Annotated in this window: 15 protein-coding genes; 8 read left to right on the plus strand and 7 right to left on the minus strand. The window is 76.3% G+C overall.

From position 1 onward, the window contains the following. Positions 1-50: 50 nt before the first annotated feature. Together J2S46_RS06900 and J2S46_RS06905 are read right to left on the minus strand one after the other, a co-directional pair. Positions 51-1,847, minus strand: coding sequence for a sensor histidine kinase (locus J2S46_RS06900; protein WP_268255697.1), 1,797 nt, complete (start codon positions 1,845-1,847; stop codon positions 51-53). Positions 1,848-1,971: 124 nt separating this feature from the next. Further along, positions 1,972-4,482, minus strand: coding sequence for a SpoIIE family protein phosphatase (locus tag J2S46_RS06905; protein WP_191290889.1), 2,511 nt, complete (start codon positions 4,480-4,482; stop codon positions 1,972-1,974). A 174-nt stretch (positions 4,483-4,656) separates the two neighbouring features. Between J2S46_RS06905 and J2S46_RS06910 the strand changes: the two genes are divergently transcribed. From J2S46_RS06910 to J2S46_RS06920, 3 genes are all read left to right on the plus strand, one after another. After that, complete coding sequence (locus J2S46_RS06910) at positions 4,657-5,109, plus strand: RDD family protein (RefSeq protein WP_191290888.1); 453 nt, start codon at positions 4,657-4,659, stop codon at positions 5,107-5,109. Beyond that, entirely contained in the window at positions 5,106-5,423 is a 318-nt protein-coding gene (locus J2S46_RS06915; protein ID WP_191290887.1) for a DUF4326 domain-containing protein, read from the plus strand. The genes J2S46_RS06910 and J2S46_RS06915 overlap by 4 nt, the downstream gene beginning before the upstream one ends. Positions 5,424-5,625: 202 nt before the next feature. After that, entirely contained in the window at positions 5,626-6,267 is a 642-nt protein-coding gene (locus J2S46_RS06920) for a nucleoside/nucleotide kinase family protein (RefSeq protein ID WP_191290886.1), read from the plus strand. Here the strand turns inward: J2S46_RS06920 and J2S46_RS06925 are convergent. Together J2S46_RS06925 and J2S46_RS06930 are read right to left on the minus strand one after the other, a co-directional pair. Further along, entirely contained in the window at positions 6,215-7,078 is an 864-nt protein-coding gene (locus J2S46_RS06925) for a DNA-formamidopyrimidine glycosylase family protein (protein WP_191290885.1), read from the minus strand. The two genes, J2S46_RS06920 and J2S46_RS06925, sit on opposite strands and share 53 nt — an antisense overlap. Before the next feature lie 108 nt (positions 7,079-7,186). Beyond that, positions 7,187-7,648 carry a universal stress protein gene (locus tag J2S46_RS06930; RefSeq protein WP_191290884.1) on the minus strand — a complete coding sequence of 154 codons (462 nt, stop codon included), beginning with the start codon at positions 7,646-7,648 and terminating at the stop codon, positions 7,187-7,189. 214 nt (positions 7,649-7,862) lie between these two features. On the opposite strand from J2S46_RS06930, the gene J2S46_RS06935 reads away from it, so the two are divergent. Continuing rightward, on the plus strand, positions 7,863-8,948 hold the full coding sequence (locus tag J2S46_RS06935) for an NAD-dependent epimerase/dehydratase family protein (RefSeq protein ID WP_191290883.1): 1,086 nt from the start codon (positions 7,863-7,865) through the stop codon (positions 8,946-8,948). A 174-nt stretch (positions 8,949-9,122) separates the two neighbouring features. On the opposite strand, the gene J2S46_RS06940 is transcribed toward J2S46_RS06935, so the two are convergent. After that, positions 9,123-9,422, minus strand: a complete 300-nt coding sequence (locus J2S46_RS06940; protein WP_191290882.1) for a DUF7489 domain-containing protein — start codon at positions 9,420-9,422, stop codon at positions 9,123-9,125. A 97-nt stretch (positions 9,423-9,519) separates the two neighbouring features. Between J2S46_RS06940 and J2S46_RS06945 the strand changes: the two genes are divergently transcribed. The 4 genes from J2S46_RS06945 to J2S46_RS06960 all read left to right on the plus strand — a co-directional run bounded on the left by J2S46_RS06945 (position 9,520) and on the right by J2S46_RS06960 (position 14,346). Further along, on the plus strand, positions 9,520-9,960 hold the full coding sequence (locus J2S46_RS06945; RefSeq protein WP_191290881.1) for a hypothetical protein: 441 nt from the start codon (positions 9,520-9,522) through the stop codon (positions 9,958-9,960). Between the two features lie 230 nt (positions 9,961-10,190). Then, positions 10,191-10,796, plus strand: coding sequence for a DUF459 domain-containing protein (locus J2S46_RS06950; protein WP_191290880.1), 606 nt, complete (start codon positions 10,191-10,193; stop codon positions 10,794-10,796). 475 nt (positions 10,797-11,271) lie between these two features. Continuing rightward, a complete protein-coding gene (locus tag J2S46_RS06955; RefSeq protein ID WP_191290879.1) occupies positions 11,272-13,719 on the plus strand; it encodes a HelD family protein in 2,448 nt (815 codons plus the stop codon). Positions 13,720-13,818: 99 nt separating this feature from the next. After that, positions 13,819-14,346: a GNAT family N-acetyltransferase gene (locus J2S46_RS06960; RefSeq protein WP_191290878.1), complete on the plus strand. Its 528-nt coding sequence runs from the start codon at positions 13,819-13,821 to the stop codon at positions 14,344-14,346. A 38-nt stretch (positions 14,347-14,384) separates the two neighbouring features. Here the strand turns inward: J2S46_RS06960 and J2S46_RS06965 are convergent, their stop codons facing one another. Both J2S46_RS06965 and J2S46_RS06970 read right to left on the minus strand, forming a co-directional pair. Next, positions 14,385-15,557, minus strand: a complete 1,173-nt coding sequence (locus tag J2S46_RS06965; protein ID WP_191290877.1) for a sensor histidine kinase — start codon at positions 15,555-15,557, stop codon at positions 14,385-14,387. After that, positions 15,554-16,402, minus strand: a complete 849-nt coding sequence (locus J2S46_RS06970; RefSeq protein WP_370882171.1) for a response regulator transcription factor — start codon at positions 16,400-16,402, stop codon at positions 15,554-15,556. Before J2S46_RS06970 ends, J2S46_RS06965 begins: the two co-directional genes overlap by 4 nt. Positions 16,403-16,426: the final 24 nt, after the last annotated feature.

Genomic DNA, 16,426 nt, shown 5'->3' on the forward strand with positions numbered 1-16,426 from the left:
GCGCCGCGGGCCCCGCTCGGCCCGGGCCGGCCGCGTGGCACGCGGCACGGTCATACCTTCGCACGGTAGTGCTGCTTGTCGATCAAGGTGCCGTCCTTGAAGCAGAACCGGGCCACGTACTCGTCGTCGAAGCTGTCCTTCCCCGGTTCGTCCGAGAGGTACCAGGAGCAGGACGCCCCGGCCGGCAGGGTCGGCCCGGTGCCCTGGTAGCCCTGGGTCAGCAGGCGGCTGCCGACCGGGAGCCTGGCCCGGACGTCCGCCTCGGCGCTGCCGACCGCGATCGACTCGTACGTCTTCGTGCTCACGGTCGCGTCGTCCAGGGCCTGCACGAAGGCCATCACGCCCCAGACCAGCAGGCCCACCACGGCCAGCACGACCGCGCCGGCGCCGGCCGCGCAGCCGACCGCGGGGCTGCGCAGCCCCGTCCGCCCGGCGGGGCCCAGGCCGCCCCCGCCCGGCGGGGCCCAGGCCGCTCCCGCCCCGGCGGGCGGCGCGTCCGACAGTCCGTCGGCGGTTGCGGCGGACGGCCCGGCCGCCCCGTCGTGGTGGTAGGGCAGGACGGCGGCCAGCCGCCAGCCGCCCCCGCCGGACGGTCCGGCGTGCACCATCCCGCCCACCAGCCGGGCCCGCTCGCGCAGCCCGGTCAGGCCCTGGCCGCCGCTGACCACCTGGCCGGCCGGCGGCGGCTCGGGCGCCGGCCCGTTGGCGATCTCGACCACCAGCGCGTCCGGCTCGTAGCGCAGGGCGACGGTGAGCGGCGCGCCGGGCGCGTGCTTGTGCGCGTTGGTCAGCGCCTCCTGGACGATCCGGTAGGCGGCGTGCTCGGTGGCCGCGGCGAGCGGGCGGCCGTCCCCGCCGCGGCTCAGCGTCACGGCGGCGCCGGCCGCCCGGGAGCTCTCGGCCAGCCGCTCGATCCCGTCCAGCCCGCCGCCGGAGCCGCCGCCCGCCCGGCCGGCCCCGGTCGGCGCGGACTCCTCGTGCAGCACCCCGACCACCACCCGGAGCTCACGCATCGCGGCGACCGCGGCCTGCCGCAGCACGCCGACCGCGGCGCGCTGGGGGTCGGTCAGCGAGCGGTCCACCTCCAGCGCGCCCGAGTGCACGGAGATCAGCGCCAGCTGGTGCCCGAGGCTGTCGTGCATGTCCTGGGCGATCCGGTGCCGCTCCCGCAGCCGGGCCTGGTGGGCGATCATGACGCGCTCGCGCTCCAGCTGGTCGTTGCGCTCCCGCAGGGCGACCAGCAGCGCGCGGCGCTGCGCGTGGTAGCGGCCGGCCAGCGCGGGCAGCCCGGCGAAGAGCAGGAAGCCGCCGATCGCGAACCCCGCGACCCCCTTGGCCGGGACGACGTCGTCCCCGTGCAGAACGGCGGTGGCCGTGATCAGGGTGAAGGAGGCGGCCATCACGCCGAGCGTGGGCAGCGCCCGGGTCACCCGGTAGCCCACCGACCAGGCGGCGCAGATCAGCAGCGGCGCGAAGCTGTCGATCGCCCCGGCCGCGGCCGCCGTCGCCAGCATGACGGGCACCGGCAGCCCGCGCCGCATGGCGAAGAGCAGGGCCACGGCGCCGACGTACAGCACGAGCTTCAGCGGCCCGCCGCGCGCGACCGAGACGATCAGCGCCGCCAGTCCGGAGAGCACCAGCAGGCCGACGACCTCCCGGACCAGCGCCCACGCCCCCCACGGCCCCGGGAAGACCCGGCGGACGGCCCGGCCGGCGACCCGGCCGACCACGGCCGCCCGGCCCGGCCCCGGGCCGCCCGCGCCGGGGCCGGCCCCGGGCCCACCGCTGCCGGCCGTCCCCGCGCCGGTCGCCGTCGTACGGTCCGCTGTTCCTGGTGTCGCTGCCACCCGGCGAGGCTAACCGGACCGGGTGGCGGCCGGCCGCCACCCTTGGTCGTCGGGTGCCGCGACGAAAGTCGCGATCCCGAACGCCTCGGGGCGGCCCGCGACGGGGCGGCGGACGCCGGCGCGGTCAGTCGGGGGTGTAGGCGGCCAGCAGCAGGGCGACGTCGTCCGCGCGGTGGGTGGAGCGCCGGGCGTCGCGCAGCAGGCGGTCGGCCAGTTCGTCCAGGGTGGCCGCCTCGGCGTGCGCGAGGGTGGTGCGCAGCCGGTCGACGCCCTCGTCGATGCCGCTTCCGGGCTCCTCCACCAGCCCGTCGGTGTAGAGGGCGAGGATCGAGCCGGGCGCGAGGTCCAGTTCGGTGACCGGGAACTCCGCGGTGTTGTCGATGCCGAGCAGCGGCCCGCCGGGCAGGTGCAGCGCCTCGGTCTGCCCGTCGGGGTGGCGCAGCAACGGGGGCAGGTGGCCGGCCCGGGCCGCGCAGGCGTGGCCGTCGGCGCGGTCCAGGTAGATCAGGCAGCAGCTGGCGAGCAGTCCCGGGTCCAGGTCGACCATCAGCCGGTTGGTGCGCCGGAGCACCTCGCCCGGCGGGTCGCCGCCGCTGGCGAACGCCCGTACGGCGCTGCGCAACTGGCCCATGGTGGCGGCGGCGCCGACGTTGTGCCCCTCGACGTCGCCGATCACCAGGCAGGCGCCGGACGCGGTGCTGATCGCGTCGTACCAGTCGCCGCCGATCTCCATCCCCTGGGTGCCGGGCAGGTACCGGGCGACGATCCGGACGGCCTCGATCCGGGGCAGCCGGTGCGGGAGCAGGGCCTGCTGCAGTCCGCGGGCGAGGGCGAACTCGGCGTCGTAGAGCCGGGCGCGTTCGAGGGCCTGGGCGATGAAGCCGCCGAGAGCGGTGAGCAGGCCGCGCTCCTCGCTGCTGAAGGGTCTGGGTTCGTCGAAGCCGAGGATGCAGCTGCCGACCGGGTGGCCGGAGGCGATCAGCGGGAGGAAGGCCCAGGCGCGCATCTCGTCGAGCGGGATCCCGGGGTAGGCGGCGGAGAGCTGGTGGACGGACTCGAAGAAGATCGGGGTGCCGGTGCTGAGCGCGTCGACGCCGGGCAGCCGGGTGCCCATCGGGGTGCCCTCGAAGCGGTCCAGGAAGCCGTCTGGGTAGCCGGTCTGCGAGACCAGGTGGAGCCGCTTCTCACGGGCCGTGTAGATGGCGAGCTGCTGGCCGCCGAAGGCCGGCAGGATCTGTTCGCCGACCGCCTGGCAGACCTCCTTGACGCTGACCGCCTCGGTGAGCGCGCTGGCCAGCTGCAGCAGGTGGTAGGTGGAGCCGATGCCGGGCCGGGTCAGGGCCGGTGTCTCGACCGGCGTCGCGGCCGCGCCGGGGGGCGCCTCGGCGGCGACCACCCGGCCGGTCACGCCGTGGGCGTCGGGGTAGAGCGAGAAGGCGAGCCAGGTGTCGGGCGGGCGCAGCGCGAGGAAGGCGGTCGGCTGCTGGGAGAGCATCGCGGCCCGGTAGCGGTCCTCGTACACCGGGTCGGAGAGCCAGGACAGCACGTCCCACGGGTGGTGGCCGAGGAGGTCCTCGCGGCGGGCGGCCAGCAGGAGTTCGCAGCTGCGGTTGACGTAGCCGGCCACCCCGTCCGGGTCCAGCGAGAAGACGCCGTCGCGCAGCCGCTCGACGGCGGCCGCGGCTGCGGAGCCGGTCCGGCTGTCGAGGACGGCGCCGACCAGGTGGGTGCGGCCGCTCGGGCCGGTCTCCGGCACCCGTCCCCAGAGTTCGACGGGGTGGGCGTGGCCTTCCCGGTCGACCACCCTGATCCGGGCGGCCAGCACCCGGCGGTGGTCGAGCGCGGCCCGGGCGGCGGCGCGCAGCTCGGGCAGGTCGGCAGGGGAGATCCGGTCGGTGAGGGTGACGGCGCGGCCGTCGTACTCGGCGGGCGGGACGCCGAACAGTTCGCACATCTCCTCGTCGGCGTTGAGCCTGCCGGTGGCGAGGTTCCAGTCGAAGAGGCCGACCCGGGTGACGGCGATGGCGGGGGTCGGCAGTTCGACCACGGCCGCGTCCCCGGCGGCCTCGACCGGGTGGCCGCCGCCCTCCAGCCCGGCGAGCGCCCCGCCGAGGCGGTTGGCGATGGTCCGCAGGTGGCGCGGGGCGCGGTCCGGCACGCCGTGCCGGGAAGCCGGCCAGAACGCGGTGAGGACGCCGAAGCTGTGGCCGTCCGAGGCGATCGGTACGCACGCGGAGGAGAAGTCGTACGGCATCCCGACGGCGAGCTGGGGGAAGCGCCGCATGGTGTCCTCGGTGTCGGCCAGGGTGACCGTGCGGCCGGTGCGGTAGCTGACGGCGGCGGGCAGCGGACCGGCCACGGCGATCCGGCGCATCGGGCTGAGCAGCGACAGGGGTACGCCGGCGACCGTGGTGAGCACCAGCGAGCGGCGGTCCCGCGAGTGCAGGTAGACCACACCGCCGTACGCCTGGGTGCTGCTGAGCGCCTTGCGGACGGCGGCGGCGAGCAGCACGTCCACCTCGTGCGCGGCGGCCGCGGGAACGTGTGCCCGCAGGCGGTGCGCGTCACCGCGCTCCGCCTCGGTACCGCCGGTCTCGCGCGGGCCGTGCTGGTCCGCCGGTACACCTTGGCGCATCTCTTCTTGCTACGCCGGGGTCCGGGGCCTGTCAAGGCGGGCGGCGGCGGCCCGGAGGCCCCCGCCCGCCACTCGGACCACCCGGGTTGCGAGGTCCGGCCGCTGCGCCAGCATGGCCCTGACCGCGCGCGCCCGGCGCCGCCCGCCGGCGCCCTCCCGAGATCGGTGGTGCCGATGACGTTCACCCCCTGGTGGTCGCGTGTGATGTCGTTCCTGGTCGACTACTTACTGGTGAGCATCCCGTCCGGTGCGGCGCGCCTGGTCGACCCGCACGGCACCGCCCTGGAGATCGGGCTCGGCGTGGTCACCTTCGCCCTCCTGGTCTACAACCGCTGGTACCTCGGGGGCCGCGGGCAGAGCTGGGGGAAGAAGCTGCTCGACACCCATCTGCACAAGGAGGCCGGCGGCCGGCCGATCGGCACCTGGATGTCCTTCGTCCGGGACGTCTGCCACCTGCTCGACGCACTGCCCTGCTTCCTGGGCTTCCTCTGGCCGTTGTGGGACGGCCGGCGGCAGACCTTCGCCGACAAGATCGTGAAGACGGTGGTGACCCCGGCCGAGACCCCGCTGCCGGAGCCACTGGCCCCGAACTGGCAGGCTCCCGGACGGCCGGAGGGAGCCGCATGACCGCCCGCCGGACCACCGTGGTCAACCTCAAGGGCCACCTGGACGACCCGGACTACGCGGACGTCGTCTACGTCGGCCGCCCGATGCACCGCGGCGGCTGGCACCTCGCGGGCTCGCCGTTCTCCTGCCCGTTCCGGCCCGGCCGGGACGGCACCCGGCAGGAGGTGGTCGACCGGTACCGGGCCTGGCTGCTGGAGCGCCCGGAGCTGCTGGCCCGGCTCCCGGAGCTGCGCGGGCACCGGCTCGGCTGCTGGTGCGTGCCGGAGCTGTGCCACGCCCAGGTGCTGGCCGAGCTGGCGGACGCGGGGCCCTGACGGCCCGGCCCGGCGCCGCCACCGGTACCTGCCGGCCCCCGGGACGCGCGGCGGTACCTGACGGACCGTGCGCCGGGATCGCGCGGGGCCGGGGCGCGGCGGGCCCGGTGGCGGTGCCGGGGCGCACGACGTTCGGGACGGGCGCCGGGCCGGGGCGGGCCCGGCGGGCCCGCGGTGCGGGGCGGCAGGGCAGGATGGCCGTGTGCAGGTACGCCCCATCTCGCCCGAGCGGCTGGCCGAACTCCTCGCCGACCGCATCACCGACCTCGCCGCGGCCCTGCCCGAGGGCGGCCGGCTGCGCGTCGCCCTCGACGGCGCGCCCGCGGCCCGGCCGGGCGCGCTCGCGGACGCCCTGGCCGAGCCGCTGCGGCTGCGCGGCCGCCCCACCCTGCGGGTGTCCGCCGCCGACTTCCTGCGGCCGGCCTCGATCCGGCTGGAGTACGGCAAGCAGGACCCGGACGCCTACCACGACCTGCGGCTCGACGAGGGCACCCTGCTGCGCGAGCTGCTCGACCCGCTGGAGCCCGGCGGCAGCGGCCTGGTGCTGCCGACCTTCTGGGACGCGGCCGCCGACCGGGCCACCCGGGCCGGGTACACCCGGCTGCCGCCCGGCGGGGTGCTGCTGCTCGACGGTGAGCTGCTGCTCGGCCGCTGGCTCCCCTTCGACCTGACCGTCCATCTGGCGCTGACCCCGGCCGCGCTGGCCCGCCGGACGCCGCCGGAGGAGCACTGGACGCTGCCCGCCTTCGCCCGCTACGAGGCCGAGACCGGGCCCGCGGACGCCGCCGACCTCACCGTCCGGGTCGACGACCCCCGCCACCCCGCGCTGGTCGAGCGGCCGTGATCGGACGCGGTGTGCCCTGCGGGGCCGGACCGCGCTGGCAGTACGGGCACCAGTAGGCGACCCGGTCCTGCGGCGGGGTGCCCACCCGGGCGGTCAGCACGGCGGTGCCGCAGCGCGGGCAGGGGCGCCCGGCCCGGCCGTACACCCAGTGCTGGTGGCCCGGCCGGGTGTCGCCGGTGGTGACATGGCCGGGGCGCAGCTTGTTGGCCTCCAGCAGCTGCCGGGCCCGGTCCACCAGGCGTTCGGGGGCGGGGAGTTCACCGACCGGGGTCCAGGGGGTGCGGCCGGCCAGGAAGCAGAGTTCGGCCGCGTACACGTTGCCGATGCCCGCCAGGTTGCGCTGGTCCAGCAGCGCCTCGGCGAGCGGCCGCTCCGGCACGGCGCCGAGCCGGCGGACGGCCTCGGCCGGGTCCCAGCCTGGACCGAGCAGGTCGGGGCCGAGATGGCCGACGGCCCGCTGCTCGTCGGCGGTGCGCAACAGCTCGACCACCGGCAGGCGGTAGCCGACGGCGGTGGCGCGTGCGGTGCCGAGGACGGCCCTGATCTGCCAGGCCGGGCCGCCGGACCAGCGTTCGCCGGGCCGGTGGACGGCCCAGCGCCCGTCCATCCGCAGATGGGTGTGCAGGGTGAGGCCGCCCTCCAGCCGGGTGAGCAGGTGCTTGCCGCGCGGGGTGACGTCCAGCACGGTGCGGCCGGTGAGGTCGGCGGTGGCGTGCGCCGGCACCCGCAGGTCGGCGACGGTCAGGACCTGACCGGCCAGCGCCGTGTGCAGGTCCGCCGCGGTGCGGTAGACGGAGTCCCCTTCTGGCATGGCTCCATCCTGGCCCCTCGGCGGTCGGGTGTCAGGCCCCGGCCCAGGGCCGCCCGGGCCGGGGAGCGGGGCTCGGGTCCGGCCCCGGGCACGGGCCGGGCGCCCGGGTCAGGCGCCGCCGGTGTGCTCCTGGCCCTCGCGGAGCACCACGACCGGGCAGGGCGCGTGCTCGGTGAGGTGGCGGCTGACCGAGCCGAGCAGGGCACCGGAGAACCCGCCGAGGCCGCGGCTGCCGACCACCAGCAGCGCCGCGCCGGCGGCGGTGTCCAGCAGGGCCCGGGCGGCGTTGCCGGGGATCACCAGTTGGGAGATCTTCACCGGCGGCTCGTCGCCGGCGGCCTCGGTGACGGCCTCCGCGAGGGTCCGGGTGGCCAGCTCCTCCGGGTCGAATCCGTCCGCGACCGGCACCGAGCCCACCCAGCCGTAGAAGGCCGGGTACTCCCAGGCGCAGAGCGCCTCGACCGTGCCGCCGGTGACCCGGGCCTGCTCGACCGCCCAGCGCAGCGCGCTGCGCGACGCCGCCGAACCGTCCACGCCGACCACGATCCTGCCGCCGGTGCCGTTGCCCATGCCGTCCTCCTCGCTCGCCTTCGGATACTCCCCTATATATAGATCAACCGGACATTCCTCCGATTACCGCCACACGGTACGGACCCGCCACCCTGCGGAACCGCCGTCGGGCCCCGGCCCCTGCCGACCGCTGACGGCCCCCGGCCCTTACGAACCGCTGACGGACGGCCACGGCAACCCCCCGGCACCGCCCGGCCGCCCTAGCGTCGGCACCATGGATGTTCTGCTCACCGGCGGTGCCGGTTTCATCGGGTCGGCCGTCGCCGCCCGGCTGCTCGACGACGGGCACACCGTCCGGGTGCTGGACGCGCTGCTGCCGGCCGTCCACCCCGGCGGCCCGGCCGCGGCCCGGCTCCCCGACGGCGTGGAGTTCCAGCACGGCGACGTCCGGGACGCGGCAGCCGTGGCCCGCGCCCTGGACGGCGTGGACGCGGTCTGCCACCAGGCCGCCATGGTCGGGCTCGGCCTGGACTTCGACGACGCGCCCGACTACGCGGGCTGCAACGACCTCGGCACCGCCGTACTGCTCGCCGGGATGAACCGAGCCGGCGTCCGCGCCTTGGTGCTGGCCGGCTCGATGGTGGTCTACGGCGAGGGCCGCCACCACTGCGCCGAGCACGGCGAGGTCGCCCCCGGGCCGCGGGTCGCCGCCGAGCTGGACGCCGGGCGGTTCGAACCCCCGTGCCCGGTCTGCGGCGCCGCCCTGTCCCCCGGCCTGACCGGCGAGGACGCCCCCGCGGACCCCCGCAACGTCTACGCGGCGACCAAACTCGCCCAGGAACACCTCGCCTCGGCCTGGGCCCGGGCCTGCGGAGGCCGGGTGCTGGCCCTGCGCTACCACAACGTCTACGGGCCGGGGATGCCCCGCGACACCCCGTACGCCGGCGTCGCCTCGCTGTTCCGCTCGGCCCTCGCCCGCGGCGAGGCCCCGCAGGTGTTCGAGGACGGCGGCCAGCGCCGGGACTTCGTCCACGTCGGGGATGTCGCGGCGGCCAACTCGGCGGCCCTCGACGCCCTGGCCGACCGCCCGGCCGGCAGCGCCCGGGCGTACAACGTGGGCAGCGGCGAGGTCCGCACCGTCGGCGAGATGGCCGTCGCCCTGGCCCGGGCCTTCGGCGGACCGGACCCCGTGGTCACCGGCCGCTACCGGCTGGGCGACGTCCGGCACGTCACCGCCGACTCCTCCCGGCTGCGGGCCGAACTGGGCTGGCGGCCGCGGGTGTCCTTCGCGGACGGGATGGCGGAGTTCGCCGGGGCACCGCTGCGGGGTGACGGCCGGTACTCCGGTGCGACTTCGTGATCCGTCCCGGAGAGACACCGCGGCAGTCGTTGCACCGGCCCGGGCCGGGCGTGGCCGGCCTGTTCGGCCGCCCGCCGGAAGTCCGTCCGTTCGGTACCGGACCAAGGTCCCTCTGCCGTTCCTCCGCCTCGCGCCTGGCTCGGGGCCTCCGACGGCCCCGCGCCGGTACGCCCGTCAGGTGCTCGGCCAGCGTTCACCCACGCGCTTGACGATCCGGTCACCGACCTTGAACCGGCTGCAGATCCGCCCGGGCAAGGTGATGGAGACGACCTCGCCGTCGACGGTACGGACGTCCAGCCAGTAGTCGGTCCGCATCCCGGTGGTCAGCGTGTGCTGCTCGGAGTAGCGACGGATCACTTCTCCCTCGAAAGCCTGCGCCGTCGCCCGGGAGGCGGAGTCCGAGGACGAAGCGATCGCTGTCAGGGCCAGGAGGATCACAACCCCGGCCACGAGCATGAACACCAACACGGGCACCCCGTTCCCTCGCCCCCGGCCCTCGCCCTGCGAGCGTAGCGCTGCGGTGGCCCCTCGGACAGGCCTCCGGGGCGGGCGGGGTGGCAGTCTGGGGGCCATGCCGAAGAAGCGATCACGGGCCGCGAGTCCGGCCGCGGCGGGCCGCGGCCCGGCGGACCAGCGACCCCAGGCCGAGGACGAGCACGAGCACGAGCCGTGGACGAACATGGAACTCCACTCCCCCGTGCAGTACAAGGGGTTCACCGACGCCGAGGGCGTCCGGTGGGCCCTGGCCCGGGGGCCGCTCGACCCGCGGCGGGCCAAGCGACTGGCCCGCACCGCCGACCTGATGTGGATGGGCTCGGACATCGGGCACGACTGGGACCGGCACACCTTCGTGCCCGAGTACGTCCCGGCGGCCGAACGGCCCGCCAGGTGGCTGGAGATCAGGAAACGGCTCGACCTGCGGGACTGGGACCCGCTGGGCGGCCAGGCGTTCCAGGCCTACGAGTTCGTCTCCAGCGGCCGGGTGCTGCTCTACATCGAGGTGCACTGCTGAGCCCGGTGCCACCTGCGACCGGGGACGGGGACCGGGGACCGGGAGGACCCCGGGTCAGGCCCCGAGGCGGTGCAGGGCGTAGGGCTCCCAACCGGGTTGCCGGCCGTCGGTCCGTGACGGGTCTCCGTCTCCTCGGTGCGGTGCGGTGCGGTGCGGAGCCGGTGCGGAGCCGGTGCGGCCTCGGCCGACCGGGCCGGTCAGGGCCCCGGCGGGCGTGCGACGATCGCCGCATGACTCGTGACCTGCGCATCTGCTTCGTCGGGGACTCCCTGGTCGCCGGGGTCGGCGACCCCGTCGGCCTCGGCTGGGCGGGCCGGCTCGGCGCCCGGGCCTTCGCCGACGGCCTGCCGTCGACGCACTACAACCTCGGGGTCCGCCGCGAGACCTCCGCGGACATCGTCGGCCGCTGGGAGGACGAGTGCGCCCGGCGGCTGCGGCACGGCACGGACCTGAGGGTCGTTCTCTGCTTCGGCGTCAACGACGCCACCCACGAGAGTGATCGCCCCCGGGTCGCACCGGAGCGGTCGGCGGCCAACCTGGCCACGATGCTGGACCGGGCGGCGGCCCGGGGCTGGAGGGCCATGGTGGTCTCCCCGCCGCCGGTGGCCGACCCCGCGCACAGCGCCCGGACCGCGCTGCTCGACGAGGACTTCGCCCGGGTCTGCCGGACGGCGGGCGTCCCGTACGTCTCCGTGCACCGGGCGCTGAGCGAGAGCGCCGTGTGGATGCGCCAGGTGACCCTCGGCGACGGGGCACACCCGGGCGCCGAGGGCTACGAGGAGTACGCCACCCTCCTCGACCCGCACTGGCGGGCCTGGCTGGCCGCCTCGGGGTGAAGGCGGTGCGTCCGGCCGGGCCGAGCGCGGCCGGATCTGACGGCCCGTGGGCCCAGGGTGAGGAACTCCCGCTCCGTTGACGGATCCGTGCGTCCGCGGCAGGGCGGTCCGGGGCCAGGTGGGTGCGCCTTGAGGTCGGCTCCGGGCAGGGCAGCGCGCCGCTGATCAGCGGGTGGATCGGGGAGGACGTCCGTCTGTTCCGGGCGAGAGGGGAAAAGGAGGTGAACCCACTCCTTTCCACTCTCAATGTATAGCGCACGGGGGGCCTTGCGGCAAGGCCCCCTTGGTGCCGCAGAATCGTCCGCCTAGGGCCGGGACCAGGCCGGACAGGGGGACGGGCCGACGCCGTCCGCCCGGTCCCGTCCCAGGCCTTGTCGCTGTTGCTGTCGCTGTTGCTGTTGCTGTTGCTGTTGCTGTGAAACGGTCGTGGCGGCTCCGCCCCAGCTGCCCCGACCACACTGAGAATCCTGATCCGATGGAGTTCGTTTTGGTCCTTTCGTCATCGTCCTCGTCCGCGTCCGCGTCCCCCGCACCGGCCGAGCCCGGCACCGGGCCCGGAACGCACCCCGGCGAGGCCGGCGCCCGGCCCGCCGACGCCTGGCGGACGGCGGAGCTGCGGGCGGAGAACGCGTACGTGGGTGCGCTGTACGACCGCCTGGAGGCGCAGCGCGCGCTGGCGGCCGCCCGGCTGCGCGAGACCCACCTCCAGGACCAGGGCGGGACGTACCAGTCCCGGATGGAGCGCGACACGCTGGAGCTCCACCACACCCGGCGGCTCTCGGAGTTGCACGCCGCCGAGTACGGGCTCTGCTTCGGCCGGATCGAGAACGCCGACGGCGAGCGGCAGTACATCGGCCGGATCGCCCTGGCGGACGACGACCACGAGCCGCTGCTCACCGACTGGCGGGCGCCGGCCGCGGAGCCGTTCTACCGGGCGACGCCCGCCGCGCCGGGCGAGGTGGCGGCGCGGCGGCACCTGCGGAGCAAGGGCCGGACGGTCGTCGACTTCGACGACGACGCCTTCGGCGTGAACGCCCCCGAGGGCCGGACCGGCTCCGAACTCAGCGGGGAGGGCGCCCTGCTGGCCTCGCTGACGGCGGACCGGACGGGGCGGATGGGCGACATCGTCGCCACCATCCAGGCCGAGCAGGACCGGGTGATCCGCTCCGAACTGGGCGGCGTGCTGGTCGTCCAGGGCGGCCCGGGCACCGGCAAGACCGTGGTGGCCCTGCACCGGGCCGCCTACCTGCTGTACACCCACCGGGACCGGCTGGCCAAGCGCGGGGTCCTGGTCATCGGGCCGAACACGACCTTCCTGCGCTACATCGACCAGGTGCTCCCGGCGCTCGGCGAGAGCGAGGTCGTGCTCAGCAGCATCGGCGTGCTCCACCCCGGTGTGACCGCCACCGGCCCGGACACGCCGGAGGCGGCCGCCGTGAAGGGCGACGCCCGGATGGTGGGGGTGCTGGCCGCCGCACTGGAGGGCCTGCGGCAACTGCCCGAGGAGTCCTGGACCATCACGGTGGGCCGGCGTTCGTCCCGCCAGGAGGAGCTGGAGGTGGGCCGGGCCCTGTGCCTGCGGGCGCACGCCGCCGCGCACCGGACCGGCGAACCGCACAACCTGGCCCGGCCGGAGCTCGTCGAGCGGCTCACCTCGGAGCTGGCCCTGCGGATCGCCCGGGAGGGCGGCGGGGAGATGGACCTGGACGCCGTGGCTGACCTCGCCGACGCGCTGGTCGACGAGCCCGACGTCCAGGCCCTGGCCGACCGGCTGTGGCCACTGCTCACCCCGGAGCAGCTGCTCACGGCCCTGTACGGCTCAGCGGAGCTGCTGGCGGCGGCGATGCCGGACTTCACCGGGGCGGAGCGCGCCGCCCTGCTGCGCGAGCGGGCGGACCGGGAGGAGACGGGCCGGGAACTTTCGGGTCGGGAGGAGACGGACCGGGGACGGGCGGCCCCCGGCGGGCCGGCCGGGCCCTGGACCGTCGCCGACGTCCCGCTGCTCGACGAGGCAGCCGAACTGCTCGGCCCGCTGCCCGGCAACGCCACCACCGACCGGGCCGCGGCCGTCGCCGAGGCCAGGGAGCTGGAGTTCGCCAAGCTCGTCCTGGAGGACTTCGGCGAGGGGCTGGTCGAGATCGACGCGGAGATGCTGGCCCGCCAGTACCGCGGCGAGCAGTCGCTGCGTCCGCTCGCCGAGCGCGCGGCCGAGGACCGGACCTGGGCCTACGGGCACGTGATCGTGGACGAGGCGCAGGAGCTGTCCCCGATGGACTGGCGGATGCTGACCCGCCGCTGCCCCGGCCGTTCCATGACGATCGTCGGCGACCTGGCGCAGACCGGCGCGCCGGCCGGGCTGGACTCCTGGGGCGAGGCGCTCGACGAGTACACGGCGGGCCGCTGGCGCACGGTGGAACTCTCCGTCAACTACCGCACCCCGGCCGGGATCATGCGGGTCACCGAGGGCGTGCTGCGGGCGCTCGACCCGGCGCGCCGCGCCCCCGGCGCGGTGCGCGAGGGCGGGATCCCGCCGTGGAGCCTGCGGATCCCCGAGGACGACCCGGTCCCGGCGCTGCGCTCCGCCGTGGAGCGGGAGATCGCCGCGCTCGACGGCGGCCGGACGGCGATCATCCACGCGCCGACCTGGCCCGCGGACCGGGTCGGCGCGCTGGCCGGGCTGGACGGCGTCGCGGCCTTCGACGACCCGGAGGCGCTGGACTCGCCCGTCGTCCTGCTGACGGCCGCCCAGGCCAAGGGGCTGGAGTTCGACGCCGTCCTGGTGGTGGAACCCGCGGAGATCCTCGCGGCGCACAACCGCGGCGTGAACGACCTCTACGTCGCCCTCACCCGCGCGACGAGGAGCCTCGGGGTCATCCACAGCGGGGAGCTGCCGGAGATGCTGGCGGGGCTGGAGCCGCGCTGACCGGAGCGGCGGGCGGGTACGGGGCCGGCCCACCCGCCCGGGTGCGGGCCGCCGGAAGTCGATTGCCCGGCGCGGGGGCCGTGGGTAGCGTCGCTGTCCGTGATCCCGACCCTGCGCACCGAGCGCCTGCAGCTGGACCCGTACGTCCCCGAGGACGAGGAGGTGTTCGTCGCACTCTTCCTGGACGCCCGGGTGTCGCGGTGGATGGGTGACGGCCCGTACCCGGAGGAGGAGATCCGGGCCCTGTTCGGGCGGATCTTCACCAAGGTCTACGCCCGGGAGCTGTTCGAGGTCTGGGCCGTACGCCGGGACGGCCGGTTCGTCGGGCACGCCGAGATCAAGCCGTCCGAGGCGGTCGGGGGCCACGAGATCATCTACGCGCTGGCCCCGGAGGCCTGGGGATCGGGCCTGGGCACGGAGCTGGCCGAGGCCGTGGTGGCGCACGGCTTCGGCACCCTCGGGCTGGCCGAGGTGCACGCCACCGTGGCCGCGCCCAACCTCGCCTCGCTGGCGCTGCTGGGCCGGATCGGCTTCGAGCGCGTCCGGGACCTCACCGAGGAGGACGGCGGCACGACGCACGTGCTGACCCGCCGCCGGGCCCGCTCGGCGCCCCTCCTCCAAGGGTGACCCGGCGCCCCGGGCCGGGGGCACGGCGGCGGCCGGGTTCAGCGCAGGACGGCGGCCGCCGGCAGCGCGATCTCGAAGCAGCAGCCGCCGGTGACGTTGTGCACGCTGGCCCGGCCGGCGTGCGCCTCGACGATCCCGCGGACGATGGCCAGCCCGAGGCCGGCCCCGCTGTCCCCGTGCCGGGCGTCGCCGTGCGCGGCGTCCGCCCCCATCTCGGCGGGCACCCGCGGGGTGCGGGCGCTGACGCCGCGCCAGCCGGTCTCGAACACCCGCGCCAGGTCCGGCTCGGGGATGCCGCCGCAGCCGTCGGTCACCGAGAGCACCACCTCCCCCCGTTCCTGGCGGGCGGCGACGGCCACCACGCCGTCGGCGGGGGTCGAGCGGATCGCGTTGACCAGCAGGTTGCCGAGCACCCGGGTGATCTCCCGGCCGTCCACCTCGACCGGCGCCGGCTCCACGCTGTCGCCCAGCAGCCGCACCCCGCGCTGGCGGGCCAGCGGGTGGGCGCCCGCGATGGCGTCCCCGACCAGGTCGTACACCGAAACCCGGGACAGCGAGAGGGTCAGCGCGCCGGCCTGGATCCGGGACAGCTCGAAGAGGTCGTCCACCATGCCGGTGAGCCGGTCCACCTCGGTGCGGATCTGGGCGTGGTAGCGGCGCGGGTCCTCGGCGACGCCGTCCTCCAGGGCCTCCGCCATCGCCCGCAGCCCGGCCAGCGGGGTGCGCAGGTCGTGCGAGATCCAGGCGATCAGCTCGCGCCGGGAGGACTCCAGGGTCTGCTCGCGGCGGCGGGACTCCGCCAGCCGGGCGCTGGTGGCGGACAGCTCGGCACTCAGCGCGGCCAGCTCCGAACCGAGCGGCCCGTCCGGCGCCGTGAAGCCCGCGTCGCTGCCGACCGTCCGGGCGGCCAGGGCCAGCGCCCGGCTGCCCGCGACCACCTGGCGGCCGAGCAGCGCGGCGGTGGCGAGCGAGACCACGGCCCCCATGCAGAGCACCGTTATCACCACCCCCAGGTCGTGGTGCGAGAGGAACATCGCCTGGGCGACGACCAGCGTCCCGCTGGTCATCGCGAGGACGGTGACCACGGCGACGCTGAACAGCGAGAGCGCGACCGACCGGCTCCGCAGCAGCCGGACGGCGGGCCAGCCCAGCAGGCCGGAGGCGCCCGCGCCGACGGCGGCGAAGGCGGCGATGAGCAGCAGGTCCTTCACAGGGCGGGGCCTTTCCCGGCGGGGTCGAAGCGGTAGCCGACGCCCCAGACGGTGGTGATCAGGGCGGGCGCGGCCGGGTCGTCCTCGACCTTCTCGCGCAGGCGCCGGACGTGCACGGTGACGGTGGACAGGTCGCCGAACTCCCAGCCCCAGACGCGCTGCATCAGCTCCTCGCGGCCGAAGGCGGCTCCCGGGTGGCGGAGCAGGAAGGCCAGCAGGTCGAACTCGCGCAGGGTGAGAGCCAGTTCGCGGCCGGCCCGGAAGGCCCGGCGGGCCGCCGGGTCGAGGGTGAGGTCGCCGGCGGTGAGCCGGGACGGCTGGGCGGGCCGGGCGGCGGCCGGCCCCGCGGCCGCCGAGCGGCGCAGCACGGACTGCACCCGCAGGACCAGTTCGCGCGGGCTGAAGGGCTTGGTGACGTAGTCGTCCGCGCCGAGTTCCAGTCCGAGGATGCGGTCGGACTCCTCGCCCTTGGCGGTGAGCATCACCACCGGCAGCCGGTCGCCGCCCTCGCCCGCCCGCAGCCGGCGGCAGACCTCCAGTCCGTCCAGGCCGGGCAGCATCAGGTCGAGGACGACCAGGTCGGGGCGGGTGGCGGCGGCGCGGGCCAGGGCCTCGTGGCCGTCGGCGGCGCGATCGACCCGGTACCCGGCCCGGAGCAGGTAGCCGGTGACCACCTCGGCGACGGTGGGGTCGTCGTCGACGACGAGGATGCGGCCGGCCGGGGCGGGGGCCGGGGAGGGTTCGGCCCGGACGGCGCCGGGCGGCGGCGCTTCGGCCCGGGGAGGCTGGGCCGGCGGAGGCTGGGCCGCGGGGGCTTGGGCCCGGGCCGGCTGGGGAGTGGTCACGCCTCCGAGGATAGGAAGCCGGGA

The organism is Kitasatospora herbaricolor (genome assembly GCF_030813695.1).
GTDB classification, from domain to species: Bacteria; Actinomycetota; Actinomycetes; order Streptomycetales; family Streptomycetaceae; genus Kitasatospora; species Kitasatospora herbaricolor.